Here is a 21,236-nt window from a genome sequence, read left to right on the forward strand (position 1 = left end):
CAAACAGACTCTAAATAAAATTGAAGAGCTAACCAATACACTACTACCTTATAGTGGTTGAGCGTAGATCAATTTTATAATTATGAAAATCTTATTGAATATTAACATACAATATTTGACAAGGATTCTGAAAATTATACTAAACTATAAAATATCTTATCTTTACCTAATAAATTAAAAACCAATAGATTATATAAGATTTACGATCTACATCCTCAACCGACTTCAAATAAGGATTGTAAACTATTTTAATATAATTTACTTTTCTACTATTAGTTTTTCAGTTTGAATTTTACTATCAGGAGTTATTACTTTTACTACATATACCCCATTAGACAGATTACCAACCGAAATCTTTTCTTTATCATATTGCTTAAACAAGAGTTTTCCTGATAAATCATAAACCTCAACATTAAATTTACCTAAAGAATTATTAGAATATATAATAGAAAATTCGTCTTTAGCTGGGTTAGGAGATAAAAAAATAGGTAAAATACTGGTGTTTTTGATTCCCATATACTCTTTTACTTTAAAAAAATTATTTTTACTAAAATGATCATGATCATTAATTTCAAATGGAATAATTAGATTTTGAGCATATAATTTATCATATTTGTCTGTAGCTATTTTTTTCTCCTGAAATAGGATTATACTTTGCCTGTTGATAGGCTTTAATGAGATAATATTTGATTTCATAGCTGGAAATGTTGCCATTGGTAAATATTTCTGAGTCCAAAAAAAATCTCCATCATCCTTTAGTAACACAGCATTTAAAGATATATCTAAATTAGTAGATTCGAGTTTTTTCTGGACTATGAAAAAAGGATACTCATTAACCAAATGTAAATTTCCTTGATGAAACATTTGCCTCACATTAACAGGAAAAACCTGTTTAGCATTGTCCGTAAAAAGCCTAGTTCCTGTAACTTTATCAAATTTTTGAATAAATTCACCATTTAAATCTTGTTGTATAGAAGGGTCAAATTTATTATAGTTGGCAATAGACCAGATGTAAGGAGAACCCGGTGTAAATGCGATTTTCATATCTTTTTCCTTATAATCGTGGCTAATATCAAAATCAACACCATTTACTCCCCAAGGCAATGATCCATCTATGTTTATTCTCTGTAGATAGGCATTAATCTCACCTGTTCCTACTGTTCCACCACTGAATCCATAATATACAACATTCCCATCTATAACTCCACTATGTTTAACATTCCAAGCTACGCCCTTTGTTGAAATCTGCTTAGGTGATTCCCACCGTTTTACTCCATTAAAGTCAAACTTTTGTGCATATAAATACGAGCTTGTATATGATCCACTTCCGGGTAAAACTTTACTAAAAATGATTTCAAATTCATTATTGGGCAATTCAAATAGATCAGCAGGAATAGTTGTATTTTCTTCGCTATCAGATTTAATTACCACAGGAGAATTCCATACGCGCTGCCCAGAGGAATTAAATCGTTCTATTCTAGAATACTTTTTACTCTTTGGCCAATAACTAACTAATAATTCTCCATTAGAAAGAGGAAGTAGAGTAGGGCATAGTGCTTCTCCAATATTAATACCATTGGGCCATACTGAAGTTCCTTGTGGAGTTATTTTAAAAATATATCCAAGCTGCTCAACACCTGTGCCGGTAACTCCAATATAAAAATTATTAGAAGAATCAACAGCAGAGTCCTCAACAAAAGTATATGTGTTCATTGGAATTTGATTACTTAGCATAATCCCTTCACTGCCTAATTCTTTATTTCCATTCTTATCCAAAATCTGAAGCCATAATTCAAAATTTATCGGAGCAGGTACACTTTTCCAGTATCCTATAAAAGTTTTACCATCGCTAGAGGTGTTCGAAAATGCATCTCCACTTTTAGGATAGGCAACAAGAAGATTTTCATCTAAAATAGGATTCCATTGGGAATTGGAGGTTATCCCTACAAAGGCAAATGTAAACGAAAGAATAATTTTTTTCATAAATTTATTTTTGTATTTGTTAAAATATTTCTAAGTTTTTACTTTTTCTACTAAAAAGAAATTAAAAATTTATGAAGCAAATAAATTATTATTAAATTAATTATAACAATAAATCGGATAAACAACTGTTTATTTGTGACATATTAACCTTGTCCACTGTTATGCTTTTTTTGATTTGGTGTAAAATGGTTTGTATTAATCATACAATTTTAATTAAAATATTTCTAATGGAGCTCCTATTATTTCTTTTCTCTTTTTTATTATATCCTCAATATAAACATTGATAAGTATAGCTTCACTTAAAATATGTTTAAAACAAAAAAATGGTCGGAGTTTTCTTCCGACCATGACCGATCTAAACCGATCTGTTTCTACATAATCAAGTATAGAAAAGGAATTCTATTTAAAAGCTAATATTTCTTTAATTTCCGCAGTTCTTAATTCTATTTTACCTTTATTATCTACCAAGATAAGAGTTGGAGTTCCTGTAACAGCATAATTTTTAAAATTTTCTCCTTGTATCCCCTTATAATCACAGTAAACATCCTTCCATTTAAAATCTTTTGCTTTTGCTTTAAAGATTTTCTCCTCTTTATCAGCTGAAATAGCGATAATATGAATACCTTTTGCTTCTATCTGGCTATAATACATAGGCATTTGTTGTAAAAGGTTTTCACAAGAACCACAACCAGATGCATAAAAAAGAAGTAATGTTTTATCATAATTTATCTGAGAAGCATAATCCTTTAAGTTAATTACTGTACTGGTATTGGTTGAATCTTTAACTATCAAGTCAGGAGCCGTTTGCCCCACAGTTCCCTTTTGATAAAGAGCCAATGAACCTTCATAGTTTATAACTTTTCCAGAGCTAATTACTAAAGGAGCAATAGCACTAATATAGGCGTCTTTTCCTTGTTCATTTAAAAAATAAGCAGTCCTTCCTGCAAAATCAGCATACATATTTTTATCGGAAATCTGCGTGCTAATTTTAACAAAATCTTCGACAAACCGGAAAGGGCTATTTAATACCTGGGTATAAATACTTACCCATGAAGAAATAATATTACTCCAATGTCCAGAGGTATAAAGAGCATTCCAATCCATCTTCTGGGTCAGATATTGAGCGATATTTCTGGCATTCTTTTCTTCTGTATCTTCAAGTTGGGGACCTAGTCCTTGCGTAAGATTAACTATCTGCAGAAACTTCTGAGCATAATCTGAATTCTTACTGAGTCTATCCTGAAAATTTTTATAAAAGTTCTTTTGCTCTTTATATCTCTCTTCAAAAAGGTTATAACTTTTATCTTCTTTTGAAAAAGCTTTTGTAGCCTGCAGCATAGATTCGTGACGCATAAGAATTAATTGCTGCTCTTTGTAGAGTTTATTAAGCTCATTTATTTGATCATTCCCTTTATAGGTGATATTGGTATCATTAGGCTCCTTTTCCGGGCAACTTACCGAAAAATCTTTCCCCGGAATAACCATATCTATCCCGCCTCCTTCCTGAGAATTAGTGATAAGCCACCGGCTCATACCTGTATATGGAGCATATTCCTTCGGAATTGTAAGAGAAAACTTTCCATCTTGAGGTATCGTTCCTTGGACTACTGTTTTTTGTTTATCTCCCTGGAATATAATAAAATCATAGGATTTTCCTGCGAACTGTGGAAATACCATCCGAATATTTTGTGCATTGGAATTGGTAAACAAAAAGCCCAATGCAAGTAGTATTACTTTTTTCATAATAGGTGTGAAATTTTCAATGACGGTTTTTTCATTTCTGTTTGTCTAATAAAATTTCGGCGGTTAAAAAACCGCCGAAATAGATAAATTATAAAATTAATAGAATTTATTCTGAAATACAGCGCACACTCATTCCGAATAAACGCTGGCTGCTGTAGTTACCGGCCCCGGAGGTAGTATTAACTTTGGCGTAATTGTTATAAAACGTCAGATAGGATGGCCCCCCGTCGTAGAGCAGTTTACTACTTGAATAGTAGCCGCGGCTACCACGTTCTTTCAGCGCACTATTGGAACGAAAACCAGCACCAGGCAGAAATAAAGTATTTCCTAACTTTAGACCACTACTGTAATTCGTAGGACTATTAGTCCAAGTTCCTATATAAGTTTTCACGTTATTAGTAGAATTAACTACCTGCTGCCACTGCGTAGAAGTAGGCACTCTATATCCTGAAGGACAAGGATCCTGATCTGTTTTACTCGTATCAGACCATGTTCCAACTGGAAGTATAGAAGTATTCCATTCCGTAATAGTCCCACTATTGGCTTGATCAGTGGCTTGAGAAATCCAACGATTTCCTTCTTGTGCCGCCTGACCATTACTACCCCACTGGTATTTACCACCATGTATAGCAGCAGCAGGAACAAATGGATTCTGATCCGTATCTGCACCTAAATTATGACACATAAAGGATTTGAAATCAGTATTTCCAGGTCCCATAAATGCACCACACGTAACGATATTTAGAATAATATTCCCAACAGCAGGATCACCATTAATGCTAAATGGTAAGGTAGCTAATACCATTGTTGTTCCTGGAGTCAGTTTAAGAGCATTGAAGTTTCCATCTCCATCCACCTCAATAGTTACTGGGATGATCCCTGAAGCACTAAATGTTCCAGCTGGATAAGAAATTCTAAAGCTATTACTATCGCCACCCTGCCCGGTTCCTGAATTGTTTTGTATCCAAGGACCCTGATAGGCATCATAACTTCCTGTTCCAGCTGTATAAGAAACATTAATGGTAAATTTATTGGTTCCATTATCCACAATTCCTTGTATATCTCCAATTCCTCCAAGATTAACAGAAGCTACATATAGGTTCACAGGTAAGGTAAAATTAGCAGTACCTTTACCTACTAATTTAGTATTAGTACAATTGAGTGATAATTTGGTCCATGTTCCAGTAAGAATTCCATCAGATCCAGGTACTCCTGTAATAGGATACGTAACAATTACTGTCTGTCCACTAGCAAGAGTCACATTACCTGCAGAACCCGATGCCCCACTAAAAGTTGGAGTACCTACAGTAAGACCTGTAATTCCACTTAATACCAAATCAGCCGCAGTAAAATTAATTGTAGCAGAAGAAAATGAATTATTGGTGACACTTAGTTTATAATTAGCTGTTGATCCAACGTCAACACCTCCTGTGTAACTACCTGAAAATCCTGTACAATCTGAAGCAACTACTGTCGCTGCTGTTGTAGACCCAATACAAGTCCAATTGGGAGTAGTGGGACTTCCTAAGTTTTGTGACAAACAGCCGATAGGGGCCGAAGTAGTTCCACTACAATCTGTACAATAAACTATAAGTCCGGATATAGGAGAAAGAATGGCATCTCTTTGTGCCTTAGTGACTCTTGGCGGAGCAAAACCTTGCGTAGTGCTAGTTACATCCAATATCGCAGAGGCATCAGGAGTTGCTACTCCCACTCCTACATTTCCACCTGTGAACCCCAGTGTATTACTGTCTAAATTTACTTGGCGATTTCCAGTAAGAGCTCCATCAGAGTCATAAATATTATAACCTGTACCTGGAGTTGTCCCGCTGCTACTAATTATAGCTTGCCAAGCAACTCCATCAAAATAATAGTAGCCAGCAGCGGTAATATTTCCGGTTACAGCATCTGTAGTTGTAACAGCAGATGTAGCATAAACAATAGTACCTATTTGGTCTGTTCCATATTGCGCATTAGCTGCTTGAATCTGATCTCCTGTAAGACGTGGAGCAATTAGCCCTTCAGGAGTACTTCCATTAGTGTTTTTAGCAGTCACATCTAAGGTTGCTTTAGGAGAAGCGTTGTTTATACCCACCTGCCCATATGCAATTGAGACTGTTGTTATTGCAAATAGAGTCAATAACTGTTTTTTAATATTTAAATTTTTAATCATAATTGTTTGTATTATTTTATTGAGCACAACCTTAATATTATATTTAACATCATTAGTGCGCCTTTAAGAAATAAAATTGTAGCAATTTGCTACCTTATTAGACTAACAATGCGGGGGGAGGCCTGGATAAAAAAGAAAAACAAATTTCAAAGTAATAAGAAATACTATATGATATTTTGTGTTGAATACACTCTAAGATAATTAAACTACTATTCAATACTCTTTGTAAAGTATCCTTAAAAAGCATTTTAAAGTTATATGAACTAAATGGGATGATCAAATACCCGGCCCCTGTATGAAGTGATAAAAAATGGTAAGGTTCTAATGGGGGGATATTCCAACCCCTATCATCTCTTCTTTTAGAAGAAGTTGTTAAATCTTTGCTGGTTTCTCTTGAAACAGGTAAAGGGTGATTTTCTTTTTTGACAGTCTTATAAGAAGTATAATTGTTTAAACGAGTAGACGATTCATTTCCCGAATATGTATACACTGCATTATCGGCATCTGAAGTAACATAAATAGTAGATTTATCACCTATAAATATAGAATTGCTTGTATCACTAATAACTTGTGATTGACAAAAGCTGAAGATAAAAATTAAATACCCCACCTTATTCGAATGAAACATAAATCTTAACATTTATTAAAGAATTTATAATATATACCTATCAAATTAATAGATATGTAAATAAAAAATGTGCAGTTTAAGTAGAGCAAAATTTATTACTTTGAACATTAAGTTCTTCAATAATTTAGAGTATTCTGCCTCCTTTTTCATTGTTCCATATTTTAATACATCCAAAATGCAGGTTATTCTTGTTTCTTATAACAAGCTTGCTTCCAAAGATCAATTCTGCTTTAAAAGATTTGAAAAAAACTTTAATCCTCCGAATTATAACAATAATTCCATTTTCTACTTATTATCATTTTTTAAGTCATAAAATTCATTTGAATTTTATATATCAGTTTGTATAATAAACGTTCTAAAAGAGATATAATTCACAATAATTCAAATAGCTACACAAATCATTTTATTTTAAAACAGTACATATTTTGAATTGGAAATATATCGTCCTGTTTTGTAAAGTAAAATAACTTTAACATCTAGATTTAATATCTTTTCTCAATATTAAGTTGCTCTTATCTAAATTGAATTGCTTGTTTTACAGTCTGTCCTTAAGAAAGTTAAACTATTAACAATAAGTTACTCTCAAAGAAGTATTTTTATCTTTTCATATCTATTAATATTTATTAGTACAAATTAAAGGCTATGTGCTTCAATGAGATAAATAAAAATGATAAACGTGTTAAAAAAAATGACAAAGAGCATTTGAACCCGATTTTAAATACAAGGAAAATTAAGAAACGGTTCCCGCAATTGAAGAATACTAGTCTTTACCATATGGGTAATATTTTCACCAATATGAATACTATCCGATATAAATATATTTATTTTGTGTGAGGATAGGTTAATAGGCTCACTTTTGAAGGAAAACATTAAAAGATTATACACCCTATTTCCATATCAAGAATAGCCTAATATTAACTTAGCGCTAATGAAAATTTAGAAATTTAAGTATGGAAAAAAAATAAGTAATAATCTGTCTCACTCGCTTGTAATTATATCATCTGAAAATTAACCTTTGATACTTGTTATTAATGTACCCTATCCAGATTACAATCATGTGCTCCCTTTCTTAAATCTACCTAAATTTATGTCCCATTTTAAGTATTACAATCCCATAATATCCTTTTTGTCAGTACTACCTTCCTCAGGAATACTATATGATGTTACAAATTTAGCAACTATATTAACGGGAATCATGATAGCTTATGAAAATCCAGTCAATTACTATCTCCAATTGTACAAAATGACCTGCCGGAATGATAAATGTAGAACTTCCCACAGTTTTCAAGTTTACTATTTTATCACTACCATTTCCTGCCATCTAAAGTTTTAATCAAGGGGTATATTCTTAATTTTGTACGTTATGTCATTAATTGACTATAAATGACAAAGTAAATAATTGCCACACAATTGACAAGTAACCAGAGAAAAAGATCGGTTTAGACCGATCTCTTTTTACATAATCAAGTATAGAAAAAGAATTCTATTTAAAAGCTAATATTTCTTTAATTTCCGCAGTTCTTAATTCTATTTTACCTTTATTATCTACCAAGATAAGAGTTGGAGTTCCTGTAACAGCATAATTTTTAAAATTTTCTCCTTGTATCCCCTTATAATCACAGTAAACATCCTTCCATTTAAAATCTTTTGCTTTTGCTTTAAAGATTTTCTCCTCCTTATCAGCTGAAATAGCGATAATATGAATACCTTTTGCTTCTATCTGGCTATAATACATAGGCATTTGTTGTAAAAGGTTTTCACAAGAACCACAACCAGATGCATAAAAAAGAAGTAATGTTTTATCATAATTTATCTGAGAAGCATAATCCTTTAAGTTAATTACTGTACTGGTATTGGTTGAATCTTTAACTATCAAGTCAGGAGCCGTTTGCCCCACAGTTCCCTTTTGATAAAGAGCCAATGAACCTTCATAGTTTATAACTTTTCCAGAGCTAATTACTAAAGGAGCAATAGCACTAATATAGGCGTCTTTTCCTTGTTCATTTAAAAAATAAGCAGTCCTTCCTGCAAAATCAGCATACATATTTTTATCGGAAATCTGCGTGCTAATTTTAACAAAATCTTCGACAAACCGGAAAGGGCTATTTAATACCTGGGTATGAAGACTTACCCATGAAGAAATAATATTACTCCAATGTCCAGAGGTATAAAGAGCATTCCAATCCATCTTCTGGGTCAGATATTGAGCGATATTTCTGGCATTCTTTTCTTCTGTATCTTCAAGTTGGGTACCTAGTCCTTGCGTAAGATTAACTATCTGCAGAAACTTCTGAGCATAATCTGAATTCTTACTGAGTCTATCCTGAAAATTTTTATAAAAGCCCTTTTGCTCTTTATATCTCTCGTCAAAAAGGTTATAACTTTTATCTTCTTTTGAAAAAGCTTTTGTAGCCTGCAGCATAGATTCGTGACGCATAAGAATTAATTGCTGCTCTTTGTAGAGTTTATTAAGCTCATTTATTTGATCATTCCCTTTATAGGTGATATTGGTATCATTAGGCTGTTTTTCCAGGCAACTTACCGAAAAGTCTTTCCCCGGAATAACCATATCTATCCCGCCTCCTTCCTGAGAATTAGTGATAAGCCACCGGCTCATACCTGTATATGGAGCATATTCCTTCGGAATTGTAAGAGAAAACTTTCCATCTTGAGGTATCGTTCCTTGGGCTACTATTTTTTGCTTATCTCCCTGAAAAATAATTAAATCATAGGATTTTCCTGCAAACTGTGGAAAATTCATCTGAATATTTTGTGCATTGGAATTGGTAAACAAAAAGCCCAATGCAAGTAGTATTGCTTTTTTCATAATAAGTGTGAAATTTTCAATGAATATTTTAAAAAACTTTATGGTATACAAATAAGATTTTCTGTGATCTCAAAAGTCTATACTTCCCCAATATTAGCTTCTGGTAAAAATTGAAAATACAGTTTTAAACTGTTTCTCATTTACCTCTTATTGAGAGTTTCATTTAATACTGCAATTATCGAAAATCGGCGGTTTTTAACCGCCGAAATAAATAAATTATAAAATTAATAGAATTTATTCTGAAATACAGCGCACACTGTATCCGAATGCACGGCCGTTATTGCTTGTGTTGTTGCTGCTGACTCCTTGGCCATCTCTAGAGAAGTACACATAGTTCGCGTCCGGGCTGGTAACCTGGGTACTACTCCAATAGATGCCCTCGAAACCACGATTGCGGAGCTCCCCCGCCCCCTGGTCACGCCACCCCACAGCAGGTAGGAATAAGAAATTTCCAAGTAAGACACCGTTACTGTAATTAGTGGGGCTATTAGTCCAAGTACCTATACGAGTGATTACGTTATTGCTAGAATTAATCACTTGAGCCCACTGCGCAGAGGTAGGAACTCTATATCCAGTAGGACAAGGATCGTTGGCCGTTTTTGTAGCATCAGACCAAGTTCCATTTGGAAGTACAGAAGCATTCCATCCTGCAATAGCTCCACCATTAGCTTGATCTACAGCTTGAGTGATATATCTTCCTGCTTGGTTGGTTTTAGCTCCCCATTGATATTTAGCTCCATGTATCCCTTGTGCTGGAACAAGCGGGTTTAAAGTTGTGTCTGTAACCCCTAAATTATGGTTCATAAATGATTTAAACACTCCAGGAGCTGTAAATGCACCAGAGGTTCCTATAATCAGTTCAATATTCCCAACAGCAGGATCACCATTAATGCTAAATGGGAATGTTGCTAATGCCATTGTATTTCCAGGAGTCAGTTTAAGTGCATTGAAGCTTCCATCACCATCAACTGTAATGGTTACTGGTATAGATCCTGAAGGACTGAAGTTCCCTGCTGGGTAACTAATCGTAAATCCATTGGCATCTCCTCCTTGACCTGTTCCAGAATTGTTTGGCACTACTACGCCAGTATAAGCGTCATAGCTTCCTTTTCCTGCAGTATATGGTATATTAAGAGTAATCTGATTAGCTCCGTTATCTATAATCCCTTGTATTTCTAATACTCCGCCACCATCATTTGTAGAGATCACAGCACGAGTTTGAGGTAGAGTAAATGTTGCTGTACCCTTACCTACTAATTGAGTATTAGTACACGTTAGGGACAGTTTAGTCCATGTTCCAGTAAGTATTCCATCGGCTCCTGGGGTTCCAGTAATAGGATAAGTCACCACAACTGTTTGCCCAGCCACCAAGGTTACATTACTTCCACTCACCGCACCTCCAACAAAGGTTGGATTTCCTACGGTCAGACTTGTAACCCCACTTAATACTAAATCACTCGCCGCAAAATTAATTGTTGCTGTAGAAAATGAATTATTGGTGATTGTTAGCTTATAGTTAGCTCCTGATACAGGAGATCCTGCTGTATAGGATCCTGAAAATCCTGTACAATCTGAAGTAACTACTGTCGCTGCTGTTGTAGACCCAATACAAGTCCAATTGGGAGTAGTGGGATTTCCTAAATTCTGTGACAAACAGCCTACAGGTGCAATATCACTTCCGCTACAATCAGTACAGTAAACAAGCCCTCCTGTAGCAGGAGACAGAATGGCATCCCTTTGCGCCTTAGTTACTCGGGGAGGAAGAAATAATTGTGTAGTACTTGCGACATCCAATATCGCAGAGGTATCAGGAGTTGCCACTCCCACTCCTACATTTCCTCCTGTAAATCCAAGAGTACTACTGGCCAAATCTACTTGACGATTTCCAGTAAGACTTCCGTTAGAGTTATAAATATTAGAAACTGTGCTTGGATTTGTTCCACTGCTACTTCCTATAGCTTGCCAAGCAACTCCATCAAAATAATAGTAGCCAGCAGCGGTAATATTTCCGGTTACAGCATCTGGATTTGTAACAGCAGATGTAGCATAAACAATAGTACCTGTTTGGTCTGTTCCATATTGCGCATTAGCTGCTTGAATCTGATCTCCTGTAAGACGTGGAGCAATTAGCCCTTCAGGAGTACTTCCATTAGTGTTTTTAGCAGTCACATCTAAGGTTGCTTTAGGAGAAGCGTTGTTTATACCCACCTGCCCATATGCAATTGAGACTGTTGTTATTGCAAATAGAGTCAATAACTGTTTTTTAATATTTAAATTTTTAATCATAATTGTTTGTATTATTTTATTGAGCACAACCTTAATATTATATTTAACATCATTAGTGCGCCTTTAAGAAATAAAATTGTAGCAATTTGCTACCTTATTAGACTAACAATGCGGGGGGAGGCCTGGATAAAAAAGAAAAACAAATTTCAAAGTAATAAGAAATACTATATGATATTTTGTGTTGAATACACTCTAAGATAATTAAACTACTATTCAATACTCTTTGTAAAGTATCCTTAAAAAGCATTTTAAAGTTATATGAACTAAATGGGATGATCAAATACCCGGCCCCTGTATGAAGTGATAAAAAATGGTAAGGTTCTAATGGAGGGATATTCCAACCCCTATCATCTCTTCTTTTAGAAGAAGTTGTTAAATCTTTGCTGGTTTCTCTTGAAACAGGTAAAGGGTGATTTTCTTTTTTGACAGTCTTATAAGAAGTATAATTGTTTAAACGAGTAGACGATTCATTTCCCGAATATGTATACACTGCATTATCGGCATCTGAAGTAACATAAATAGTAGATTTATCACCTATAAATATAGAATTGCTTGTATCACTAATAACTTGTGATTGACAAAAGCTGAAGATAAAAATTAAATACCCCACCTTATTCGAATGAAACATAAATCTTAACATTTATTAAAGAATTTATAATATATACCTATCAAATTAATAGATATGTAAATAAAAAATGTCCAGTTTAAGTAGAGCAAAATTTATTACTTTGAACATTAAGTCCTTCAATAATTTAGAGTATTCTGCCTCCTTTTTCATTGTTCCATATTTTAATACATCCAAAATGCAGGTTATTCTTGTTTCTTAATAACAAGCTTGCTTCCAAAGATCAATTCTGCTTTAAAAGATTTGAAAAAAACTTTAATCCTCCGAATTATAACAATAAGTTACTCTCAAAGAAGTATTTTATCTTTTCATATATATTAATATTTATTAGTACAAATTAAAGGCTATGTGCTTCAATGAGATAAATAAAAAATGACAAACGTGTTAAAAAAAATGACAAAGCGCATTTGAACCCGATTTTAAATACAAGGAAATCAGATAGAACCAAGAAATTAGTATATGCCATAGACATACCAATTGAGTAGATAATCAGATTCAGAATATAGAATCTAAACCAACTTTTAACTTAAAAAATTATTGGATAGTGTCTTTTTTATATTACTAATCTATAACGATCATTTAGAACTAGTTAAAATTTCAAGCAGGTATTTTTGCAGTTTTAATCCTTATGGATAACTTTACCATTTACTTACAATTTATTGGATCGAAAATTTCTCTAAATACTGCTTTGGAAACATCTTTATAAGTTAAGTTTCCATCACTTTTAGAGTCCCATAATTCTCCAATCTTGATAAATAACTTATCTTTTTCTATCTTCATTACTTTTGTTTCAGTTTGTCTTTGCCCATCTATAGTATACTCATATAATAATTCCATTTCATACATGGAATTTATTTTACCTATAAGATTACCTACAGCTCCATCCTTTTGCCATGGCTGCCAAATCATCTCTCCTCTAATGTCATCATCACTTAAAATTCTCAATTTAACAATTGTAGAATCTTTACCCTCAACCTTCAAGAAACAATAGTCACCTTCTAAATACTCCGGTTTTTCTAATTTTTCTGAATTTTTTTCACTGTTTTTTACTTCATGTTTAACAGTATTTACAACAGTATCGCTACCCAAATTCTCATTGCTATTAGAAAAACCATTATTATTCTTTTTACAAGAAAATAGTACAACCAATACGGTTGTAATAAAGAAATTTAATTTATTCATTTTCTATATTTTAGGACTTTAACAAATCGCTATTGATTAAGCTTCCCATGTTGATCAATTTTTTTAAATTAATACAATAGTGATTTGTTTAATGTTTAAAAATTATAGCGAGGAAGTATTACCCAACTGTTGTCTTACCTATAGAAAGTAATACGACAATAATACTATTTAGCTATCGTCGTGCAAAGGTATTATAGCACCCTTTACTATATTACTTAGCATTGTTATTTAAGTAGAAGTAAACATATATTTCTACTATCCATTAAGAACAATCCTAAAAATGATTTTTTACGCACTTTAGAATCTATATATCATACACTGCTCTAAAATACGTAGTAGTAGAATATTGTAGTACTATTCATTGATAAAAGTTTAGCTTTCGATTAGATATAGCTAAACATGTTATCTAGAATCCTTTCTAATGTTATTTCCTTCCAGATCAAATTAGCCCTAGTACTTCTGACACCAATTTAAAATTTAAGCTTCACTAAAGCAAAAAAAAAACAAACAATGAAACAAAACTTCAATCACTCTAAACACTGATGCAATACTGATCTATCAAATATTTATATGTCCTTTAGTCAAAAGGATAAAAACGGCTGTATAGTTACTCGCTCACAAAAGGAATAAATCGCGTTATCATAAAATCTCTTAATATGTAGGAAAAATTTCAAATCATATGCTCCGAAAATTGCCCGAATATTTCACAAAATATAAAAGTTAAAATAATCCTCAAAAAAACTAAATTTCACTTTTCTAACAATATTTTTTATTATAACTTCAGAATGGTATACTACTGTACCTATTTAAAATTGCAAATTCATTTATAAGTGTTTAAGAAGATCTCTTTTAAACATATTTCCAATTGGTAAAATAATTCCATTATCGATAAAGACCTGTCTTCCTGACACTTTTTTAATATGCTTTAATGAAATTATATACGATCTATGAATTCTTACAAAAATATCTTTATCTAGTTTACTTTCTATTTCTATAGTTGTGGATTGTGTAAGAAGCATTTTTTCAATAGTAAATACTTTTATATAGTTACCATAACTTTGAATATATAAAATATCCTTGAAATTCACCATTATATGATCTCCATCCACGCGTAAAGTTATATGGTTTATTACATTTGAATCAACGGTCTTTGATATAGCTCTTCTTCTATTTAGTACTTTATTAATAGCTAATATAAATGATGTCATATCAAAAGGTTTTACCAGATAATCAACAACCTCATATTTATAGCTCTTAATTGCGTACTCCTCATAGGCTGTAGTAATTATGACGTAAGGTTTATTTACTAAAGTATCTAGCATTTCTAGACCTGATATTCCTGGCATATTAATGTCTAAGAATATTAGATCTACAGAGTTGGAATGCATAAACTCTAATGCATCAATAGAATTAAAAAACTCACCTACCAAGGACAAGGTCTTTATTTTATTAACATAATGCCTTATAACTAAATGAGCACCTTGTTCATCATCAATAACTATACACTTTAAATTATTCATCCGTATTTTGTTGAAAAGTATTATTAATCTAGACCTATTCTTATATTATAAATATTTGAACTTTTGTCTTTTATTTAGATATTAATCTGCAAATTAAAGACTATATTCTCCTATACATCAATTAAAAGTGACAATCGTGTCACAATAAGTGTCCAATTACATTTGACATATTTAAAAGTAATTAATAATTTGATTTTAGGCCTGTTCGTTTTATCAAGAAATATTTATCAAAATTTTCAATTTCAAAAATTTAGTCTTTATTAGTCAACCTAATGTTATTGCAAATGAAGTGCAGTTTTGGTAAAAACGCCCACTTGAAGACTTTTATATCATTGTTTGCAAGTAAATGCAAAAGGAAATATATAACATCTTGGCTAAACAATTTTGATAAGCTGACCATATTTTTTGAATTTTTATACCACCAATTTAATTGAAAACATCAATAGGATATCAGAAAAAAAAATGTCTTTGTCTCCAGATCATGTCGTCATGAAATTATTGTACTTGTCATGAAAAGATGCTATTAAAAAATGAACAAGACCTATCAAGAATTGAAATATTGTTCTAAATCAATTTATGCATATTTTTGTAAGAAGTTCAGATTAAAAAAAATCTAAGCATGACTATTCAAATTATATACTTTCCGGAAGATTTTCTTATAAACCTAAAAATGACATAACTTTCTTATCTCTAATTTTTAATAGTTCATCATCTTATTGATTTATAATTTTCAAGTATTACTAAATTAGCATAGAATTATTAGTTGGTTATATTTTATATTAATATGTATAGTGTGTTTGGAGACTTTACATTTGAAATAACCTGTAGTAAGAAATCATTGCTCTATTTTAAAATGTAGATCACATGATACACTATGAGTTATATTGATAAAATTAACTTTAACTATTTTAAAGTGGATAGCTTTTAAGTCCTTTTTCTGTAATACTATTTAGAAATTTTTAAACAATATCAGTATAAAATATAATGTAATAAAAATAATAGAGAATGAACAAAAACATTTTAAATTTTTCCGTATTTTGGGGAATAATATTCACTTCCCATATTTTAACATGTTGTTATGGTGATAGATCAAACTTAGAAGATCTATCTACAGATGATATTATTAATAAAAATAAAGTTCTGAAAGTACAAAGAATATTTCCAGACAATTTTCCGCTTTCACATAGACACTTAAATACAGATATTACACTTCCTGGTGTCGTTTTTAGAATCGATGCAAGAAGCCCTACCGCAGGAATGAATTATGATGGAACACATAATATAGGAATATTTAATGCCGGTTTTACTGCAAGAGGAACAGATTATAGTTTAACAAATCACGTATTAGGTGGAAACAATAATAATGCAAGCAATATTGGTTCTGGCTATGTAGCTACTACCTCAAGTCCTTCATCAGTTAATGCTATTCTATCCTCAATAACAGGAAATATGCTATTGCAAGAAATTACCAGAAGAAATGTGCAATTACAAAATAGTGGACGTATTGTAATACGTGCTTACGTATATAGCATAAGACCTACCAATTCTAATTTTTATTCTGTAGTTAATAATTTACCCGATGGATCTAGGTGGGATATGTATCGCGGGCAAAACGAATGGCTTGCTGTCGATCGGATTGCCCGAGAACAAATTCAATCTGCTGTAATATATGAAGACACATTCATTAATGGGGTGCGACAAGGAGGTATTTCGCCTGTTTCTACGGTAAATAATACTTCTTATTCTCCGAATAATCCGGGATACTTTCCTACTTATTTTAATACAGCCAATGTTGGTGTTACAAAACTTAATCCGTAATATTAGAGATATATAAGATAGTTCTTCTTAAATTTATTACCTTACTTAAGGTGAATTAAAATTTAGAACAGTACCAATTTAAAATTGATACTGTTCATTTTTCCTGAACAAAGACACTACTGATGTTAAACTAAAATATGGTTTTATAGAATTAGAAACAAAATTTTTGTAAAAAGGGATATTTGATTCAAAATACAATTGATGTCCTTTTTTATTGTTGCAGACATTGATGATAATTTATTTCCCTTCATTATTCTATAGGCTCATTACCAAAATTTTGGAATCCACATCTACTCCAATTACTTTTATCTCTAAATTTATCATAATAAAAATTTTAAATTTCATGGGAAAATGCTTTTCTTTTTGACCGGTGTGAAGGTTTTATCTTTATCAAACAGCATTCTATTCGGGCTTTAGAAAACAAACATAGGGACTAAAATGTTTAAAAAGATATTCAAAATATACACAGGCTCTGACTTTTTCCTATTGCTCTTTCCAATCTATATTACTAATGAAAATTAAAAATTTTCATTATCTTGAAGTTTTAATGTGTAAACTTATCACAGGCTCTAAAAGAAGAGTTTGCTTCCGAACTTTTTTAATCTACTTCTTCTTTATTTCAAGAATAAGAGTATTATTAGCTAAATCTTTAGTTCCAATTAATAGAGCTTTACCACTGCCATTAATATTATCCTCCAAAGTGTAGGCAGTTGTATTTGCTATGTCTTCATAGTTATTGAAAAGCGATTTTTCAGAGCTAAATCGACCCGAATTATAGCTTATTCTAGAAGGAAACATTGGACTTAAACCTGATATGAAATTTATATCATCTGAGGCATTTCCATTATTAAGATCAATTTGCTTTAAAACGTTATTGCCATATACGAAATTTCTTAAATTAGTATCATAAGGCAAGATAACACTTTCCCCTGGAGATAGATAAAACGTACTACTATTCCACTTAGTTTGTGTTCTAAATTTAATTGGCAGAGTAGGAAAATCTGTATTTTTTAAAATTAATCGATAACTTCTGTCAATACAATTTTGATATTCTAATACTTCTTTTAATTTTATAGTAACAGGTAGATTAGAGCCAATATTGACAGCAGTATATTCAATAGGGTATCCGGGGTTTGATTTTGAAACTTCTGCACCATTAACTACAAAGTTTCTAATTGAATCAAAGTTTCCAGATAAAGCACCTAGTGAAGACTCTAATCCTCCGCTAGCACTACCTCCAAATTGCTTTACATATACTGTAGCATTTTGTAAAGTAGATTGAAATTCTGATTTTTGTACTACAGAAATAGGAGTAGCTGGATTTTTAAAAGCGAAATTAAGAGCCTGCTCTAGTTTGGTAGAACTTTCATTGGATTCATATACCAATACATATAGTCGGCCATATGTTACAGATGATATATATACAGGGGGATTATCTGGTGAAATATATGGAGCAATTTGATCTTGAGGATAATTTTCTTGAATCCATCCATTTACTCCTTTTAGCCCAACTTTAGGCGTTACTGAAACCGAAAAAAATTTTTGCTTTAAAGTTACTGCATAATAGGTTTTATTACTTTTAATATTAATTCCTAAGCTTGTTGATAAATCAACAGCTGGGCCTGTATATCCTACATTTAAAGCAAGCTGCAAATGTTTACTACTAGAGGTCCTCTGTATATCAATAGTATAATTTGCAGGGAAATTTGTTCCTGAGGTATAATAACTATCTAATATTGTACCCAATTCATTCTGCACCTTTCCTGCTGTTGGATTATCAATATGTTTTGAGGTTGAAGTTGTATGATTCGAGGAAAAAGCATCTACTTTTACTTCAATTGGATTTCGTCCATTATCACCTATAGGAATAGTAGCAATTTGACCAGACCTTATCGTCTGTCCTTGAACAAGATTCCCTGGCCACAAAAGATGAATACCTGTACCAAGTTTTGAAAACTCTCCAAAGGTTTTCTCATGTTCTTCAGTAATATTTTCACATACCATGTTCTTACCTAGCAAAGTTGGTAATGATTTTCTCGATAGGTTTTTCTTTACTAAATCCGTAGATGGGCCATCATATATACTGTTGGCATTCTTTTCACCATAGCCATCTAATTGTTGATCTGTAATACAACTGTACAATAATAACGTAGATATAACTACATAAAATGTTGATTTCATAAAATATAATTTTCTTCTGACTTGTTCCAAAATTAAGGATTGTATATTTTCTATTTTCACGCTATAATTAAATTACAATGTTCAAGTAATAGAATATTAATAGTAAATCATTTATAATTGATTTTTTAAATTAATTAGTTTTACAATAACAGAATTACAAAAAATATTTAATAGTGAAAAACAATTATGGAAATTTAAGAAATAAAAATGACGAAAACCCAAATAAAGACTTCTAGTGCAATTTAAATCACCTAATATTCTAAATAGTTTACGATTGTGTAATAATTAATGATGAAACAAAAAAGAAAGTCATTATTAAGAATAATTATTACAATAAGTTTGAAAAATAGAATACAGAATGAAAATTAAGAATCTAAAAATGATAATGAGATATCACTGGTTTTATATTTTAATTAACACTGTTCGGAATTACTCACTTCTTCACCCTAAATCTTTAACCAAAATTTTCATCTGAAAATCCTAATCAATTTTAGTTCTGATTATGTTACGATAAAACTATAAATGCAACAGACCAGGCTTCATTTATAGTTGGAAAATAAACAGATTAGTCATATGACAATCAAATAATTACAAATGGATTATGAAATTCATAGAATTGGTTCGATTTCCTGATTTCTTGATAAAATTATAGCTTACGAAATCATAGTTAATAATATTTACGAATAGTTAATTTTTTGTAAAATATTAAGTATCAAGGCTGCTGCACAGTAAATGTAAAATTATCATTGGTAAGATAGTATCTATTTATCACAATGCTTTAAAAACTCTGAATATTTAGTAATGTTCTTAAAGTGAAAGACATATGGAAAATTTAATCTCATCATTTGGAGGTTAATAACAGCTCCATATAGTTACTTTGAGTGATAGAATTATAAAGAAAAGCATTATCAAACACCAATAAAATACAGGTAAAAAATATTGTTTTGATGAATAAAATTACTTAAATTTATTAAAAATCATTGCTGAAAAGTCAGATGCTTTCATCAAATTTAGTATTAGTGAGGTGAATAACAATTAACATATGAAAACAATAATAAAATCTAGAAAACCAACAACTCATACTAATCTAAATAGGATTTAAATTTCATGGGCTTAGCCTGTATAAAAGTTTCATACTTAAATTATATCATTTAGGTTTAAATCATTATAAATAATATGGAAAATGCTTTATTAAATAATAAGTTTTTACGAGAAGTCGTAATATTCATTACTACGTTTACTTTAACAATTCTTCATGAGTGGATATTTATTGACTCATTAAATGCTTTTCTTAAAAGCGTCCTTTTTTTCATAATACTTTATGGACAAGCTCAGATTAATAGATTATATATTTTTCCATTTTTTACAAGCGGTAAAAAGAAATTATACCTTATCTTAACTTTAATATCTACAATATTCGGTTGTTTATTGCTTTTTTATATGAATTACTACTGGATAGATCCAGAATATTATCAAAATAACAACATAACTTCCTCTTTAGTGTACAATTATATACTTTGTATTATTAGCTTATTCATGGTAATGTTCTTGCACTTAATTCAGCTGTCCTATCTTGATTCAAAGAGAATACTGGAAGACAAATTGGTGATCAATGAAATGAAATTTAAATTGCTCTCATCCCAGTTAAATCCTCACTTCTTTTTTAATATGCTTAATAATCTTTATGGCGCAAGTTTAACAAACCCCGCTAAAGTTCCAAATTTAATCATTCAACTTTCTCAATTAATGAGATATCAGTTAGAAAAAGTAAATTCTTCCCAAGTAAAATTATCAGATGAACTATTATTTATTCACAATTATGTGAGCATGGAAAAAGATAGACTAGAAAAACGTTGTATAATAAATTTTGCCTTTCCTAAAGACAAAGAAGTTCTTAGGAAACATTTAATAGCCCCACTGATAATTATAACTTTGGTGGAAAATGCTTTTAAGCACAGCATCAATAACAAAAAGTGGTTTGTAAATATTTCAATTAATATTGATTCACACAAAATACTAATTGTTGATATACAAAACTCACTTGGAGACCCTCTATTGGTAAATACTTCTACAGGAATTGGTTTAAAAAACATACATCAACATTTAGAATTACTATACAAAGGAAGATATAAGTTAATACATTATACAAATGAAAAAATTTATCGTGTAAATTTCTGTTTAGAATTAGATAAAGTTGAAGCTACATAAATTCGTAGCAATTAATAATTTTAACAAAAATATCAAACATTTAACATATATAATGAAGAACA

General features: G+C 31.3%; 12 protein-coding genes. 2 read left to right on the plus strand and 10 right to left on the minus strand.

Annotated elements, in window-relative coordinates:
• Positions 1-258 precede the first annotated feature (258 nt).
• The 9 genes from CLU97_RS00350 to CLU97_RS00380 all read right to left on the minus strand — a co-directional run bounded on the left by CLU97_RS00350 (position 259) and on the right by CLU97_RS00380 (position 14,967).
• The gene (locus CLU97_RS00350) at positions 259-1,983 is read right to left on the minus strand and encodes a T9SS type A sorting domain-containing protein (RefSeq protein WP_121486209.1); all 1,725 of its coding nucleotides are present in this window, start codon (positions 1,981-1,983) and stop codon (positions 259-261) included.
• 399 nt (positions 1,984-2,382) lie between these two features.
• The gene (locus CLU97_RS00355) at positions 2,383-3,726 is read right to left on the minus strand and encodes a peroxiredoxin family protein (protein WP_121486210.1); all 1,344 of its coding nucleotides are present in this window, start codon (positions 3,724-3,726) and stop codon (positions 2,383-2,385) included.
• Between the two features lie 106 nt (positions 3,727-3,832).
• A complete protein-coding gene (locus tag CLU97_RS00360) occupies positions 3,833-5,899 on the minus strand; it encodes a hypothetical protein (protein ID WP_121486211.1) in 2,067 nt (688 codons plus the stop codon).
• Between the two features lie 97 nt (positions 5,900-5,996).
• Positions 5,997-6,527 (minus strand): hypothetical protein, encoded by a 531-nt coding sequence (locus CLU97_RS23455; RefSeq protein ID WP_147436387.1) that lies wholly within the window; start codon positions 6,525-6,527, stop codon positions 5,997-5,999.
• A gap of 1,483 nt (positions 6,528-8,010) precedes the next feature.
• Positions 8,011-9,354, minus strand: a complete 1,344-nt coding sequence (locus CLU97_RS00365; protein ID WP_121486212.1) for a peroxiredoxin family protein — start codon at positions 9,352-9,354, stop codon at positions 8,011-8,013.
• Positions 9,355-9,588: 234 nt separating this feature from the next.
• Positions 9,589-11,640: an FISUMP domain-containing protein gene (locus tag CLU97_RS00370; RefSeq protein WP_121486213.1), complete on the minus strand. Its 2,052-nt coding sequence runs from the start codon at positions 11,638-11,640 to the stop codon at positions 9,589-9,591.
• Positions 11,641-11,737: 97 nt separating this feature from the next.
• Complete coding sequence (locus CLU97_RS23460) at positions 11,738-12,268, minus strand: hypothetical protein (protein WP_147436387.1); 531 nt, start codon at positions 12,266-12,268, stop codon at positions 11,738-11,740.
• A gap of 642 nt (positions 12,269-12,910) precedes the next feature.
• Entirely contained in the window at positions 12,911-13,447 is a 537-nt protein-coding gene (locus CLU97_RS00375) for a hypothetical protein (RefSeq protein ID WP_121486214.1), read from the minus strand.
• A gap of 824 nt (positions 13,448-14,271) precedes the next feature.
• On the minus strand, positions 14,272-14,967 hold the full coding sequence (locus CLU97_RS00380) for a LytR/AlgR family response regulator transcription factor (RefSeq protein ID WP_121486215.1): 696 nt from the start codon (positions 14,965-14,967) through the stop codon (positions 14,272-14,274).
• A 1,005-nt stretch (positions 14,968-15,972) separates the two neighbouring features.
• Here CLU97_RS00380 and CLU97_RS00385 point away from each other — a divergent pair.
• The gene (locus tag CLU97_RS00385; protein ID WP_121486216.1) at positions 15,973-16,785 is read left to right on the plus strand and encodes a hypothetical protein; all 813 of its coding nucleotides are present in this window, start codon (positions 15,973-15,975) and stop codon (positions 16,783-16,785) included.
• A gap of 603 nt (positions 16,786-17,388) precedes the next feature.
• Here CLU97_RS00385 and CLU97_RS00390 read toward each other — a convergent pair.
• Positions 17,389-18,966: a thiol-activated cytolysin family protein gene (locus CLU97_RS00390; RefSeq protein WP_121486217.1), complete on the minus strand. Its 1,578-nt coding sequence runs from the start codon at positions 18,964-18,966 to the stop codon at positions 17,389-17,391.
• 1,176 nt (positions 18,967-20,142) lie between these two features.
• Between CLU97_RS00390 and CLU97_RS00395 the strand changes: the two genes are divergently transcribed.
• On the plus strand, positions 20,143-21,174 hold the full coding sequence (locus tag CLU97_RS00395; protein ID WP_121486218.1) for a sensor histidine kinase: 1,032 nt from the start codon (positions 20,143-20,145) through the stop codon (positions 21,172-21,174).
• Positions 21,175-21,236 lie beyond the last annotated feature (62 nt).

The sequence above is a fragment of the Chryseobacterium sp. 7 genome (genome assembly GCF_003663845.1).
GTDB lineage: Bacteria > Bacteroidota > Bacteroidia > Flavobacteriales > Weeksellaceae > Chryseobacterium.

Bases quoted from the DNA above. Each gene is read 5' to 3' on its own strand.
- CLU97_RS00350 (WP_121486209.1), bottom strand. From the start codon at position 1,983: ATGAAAAAAATTATTCTTTCGTTTACATTTGCCTTTGTAGGGATAACC.
- CLU97_RS00355 (WP_121486210.1), bottom strand. From the start codon at position 3,726: ATGAAAAAAGTAATACTACTTGCATTGGGCTTTTTGTTTACCAATTCC.
- CLU97_RS00360 (WP_121486211.1), bottom strand. From the start codon at position 5,899: ATGATTAAAAATTTAAATATTAAAAAACAGTTATTGACTCTATTTGCA.
- CLU97_RS23455 (WP_147436387.1), bottom strand. From the start codon at position 6,527: ATGTTTCATTCGAATAAGGTGGGGTATTTAATTTTTATCTTCAGCTTT.
- CLU97_RS00365 (WP_121486212.1), bottom strand. From the start codon at position 9,354: ATGAAAAAAGCAATACTACTTGCATTGGGCTTTTTGTTTACCAATTCC.
- CLU97_RS00370 (WP_121486213.1), bottom strand. From the start codon at position 11,640: ATGATTAAAAATTTAAATATTAAAAAACAGTTATTGACTCTATTTGCA.
- CLU97_RS23460 (WP_147436387.1), bottom strand. From the start codon at position 12,268: ATGTTTCATTCGAATAAGGTGGGGTATTTAATTTTTATCTTCAGCTTT.
- CLU97_RS00375 (WP_121486214.1), bottom strand. From the start codon at position 13,447: ATGAATAAATTAAATTTCTTTATTACAACCGTATTGGTTGTACTATTT.
- CLU97_RS00380 (WP_121486215.1), bottom strand. From the start codon at position 14,967: ATGAATAATTTAAAGTGTATAGTTATTGATGATGAACAAGGTGCTCAT.
- CLU97_RS00385 (WP_121486216.1), top strand. From the start codon at position 15,973: ATGAACAAAAACATTTTAAATTTTTCCGTATTTTGGGGAATAATATTC.
- CLU97_RS00390 (WP_121486217.1), bottom strand. From the start codon at position 18,966: ATGAAATCAACATTTTATGTAGTTATATCTACGTTATTATTGTACAGT.
- CLU97_RS00395 (WP_121486218.1), top strand. From the start codon at position 20,143: ATGGAAAATGCTTTATTAAATAATAAGTTTTTACGAGAAGTCGTAATA.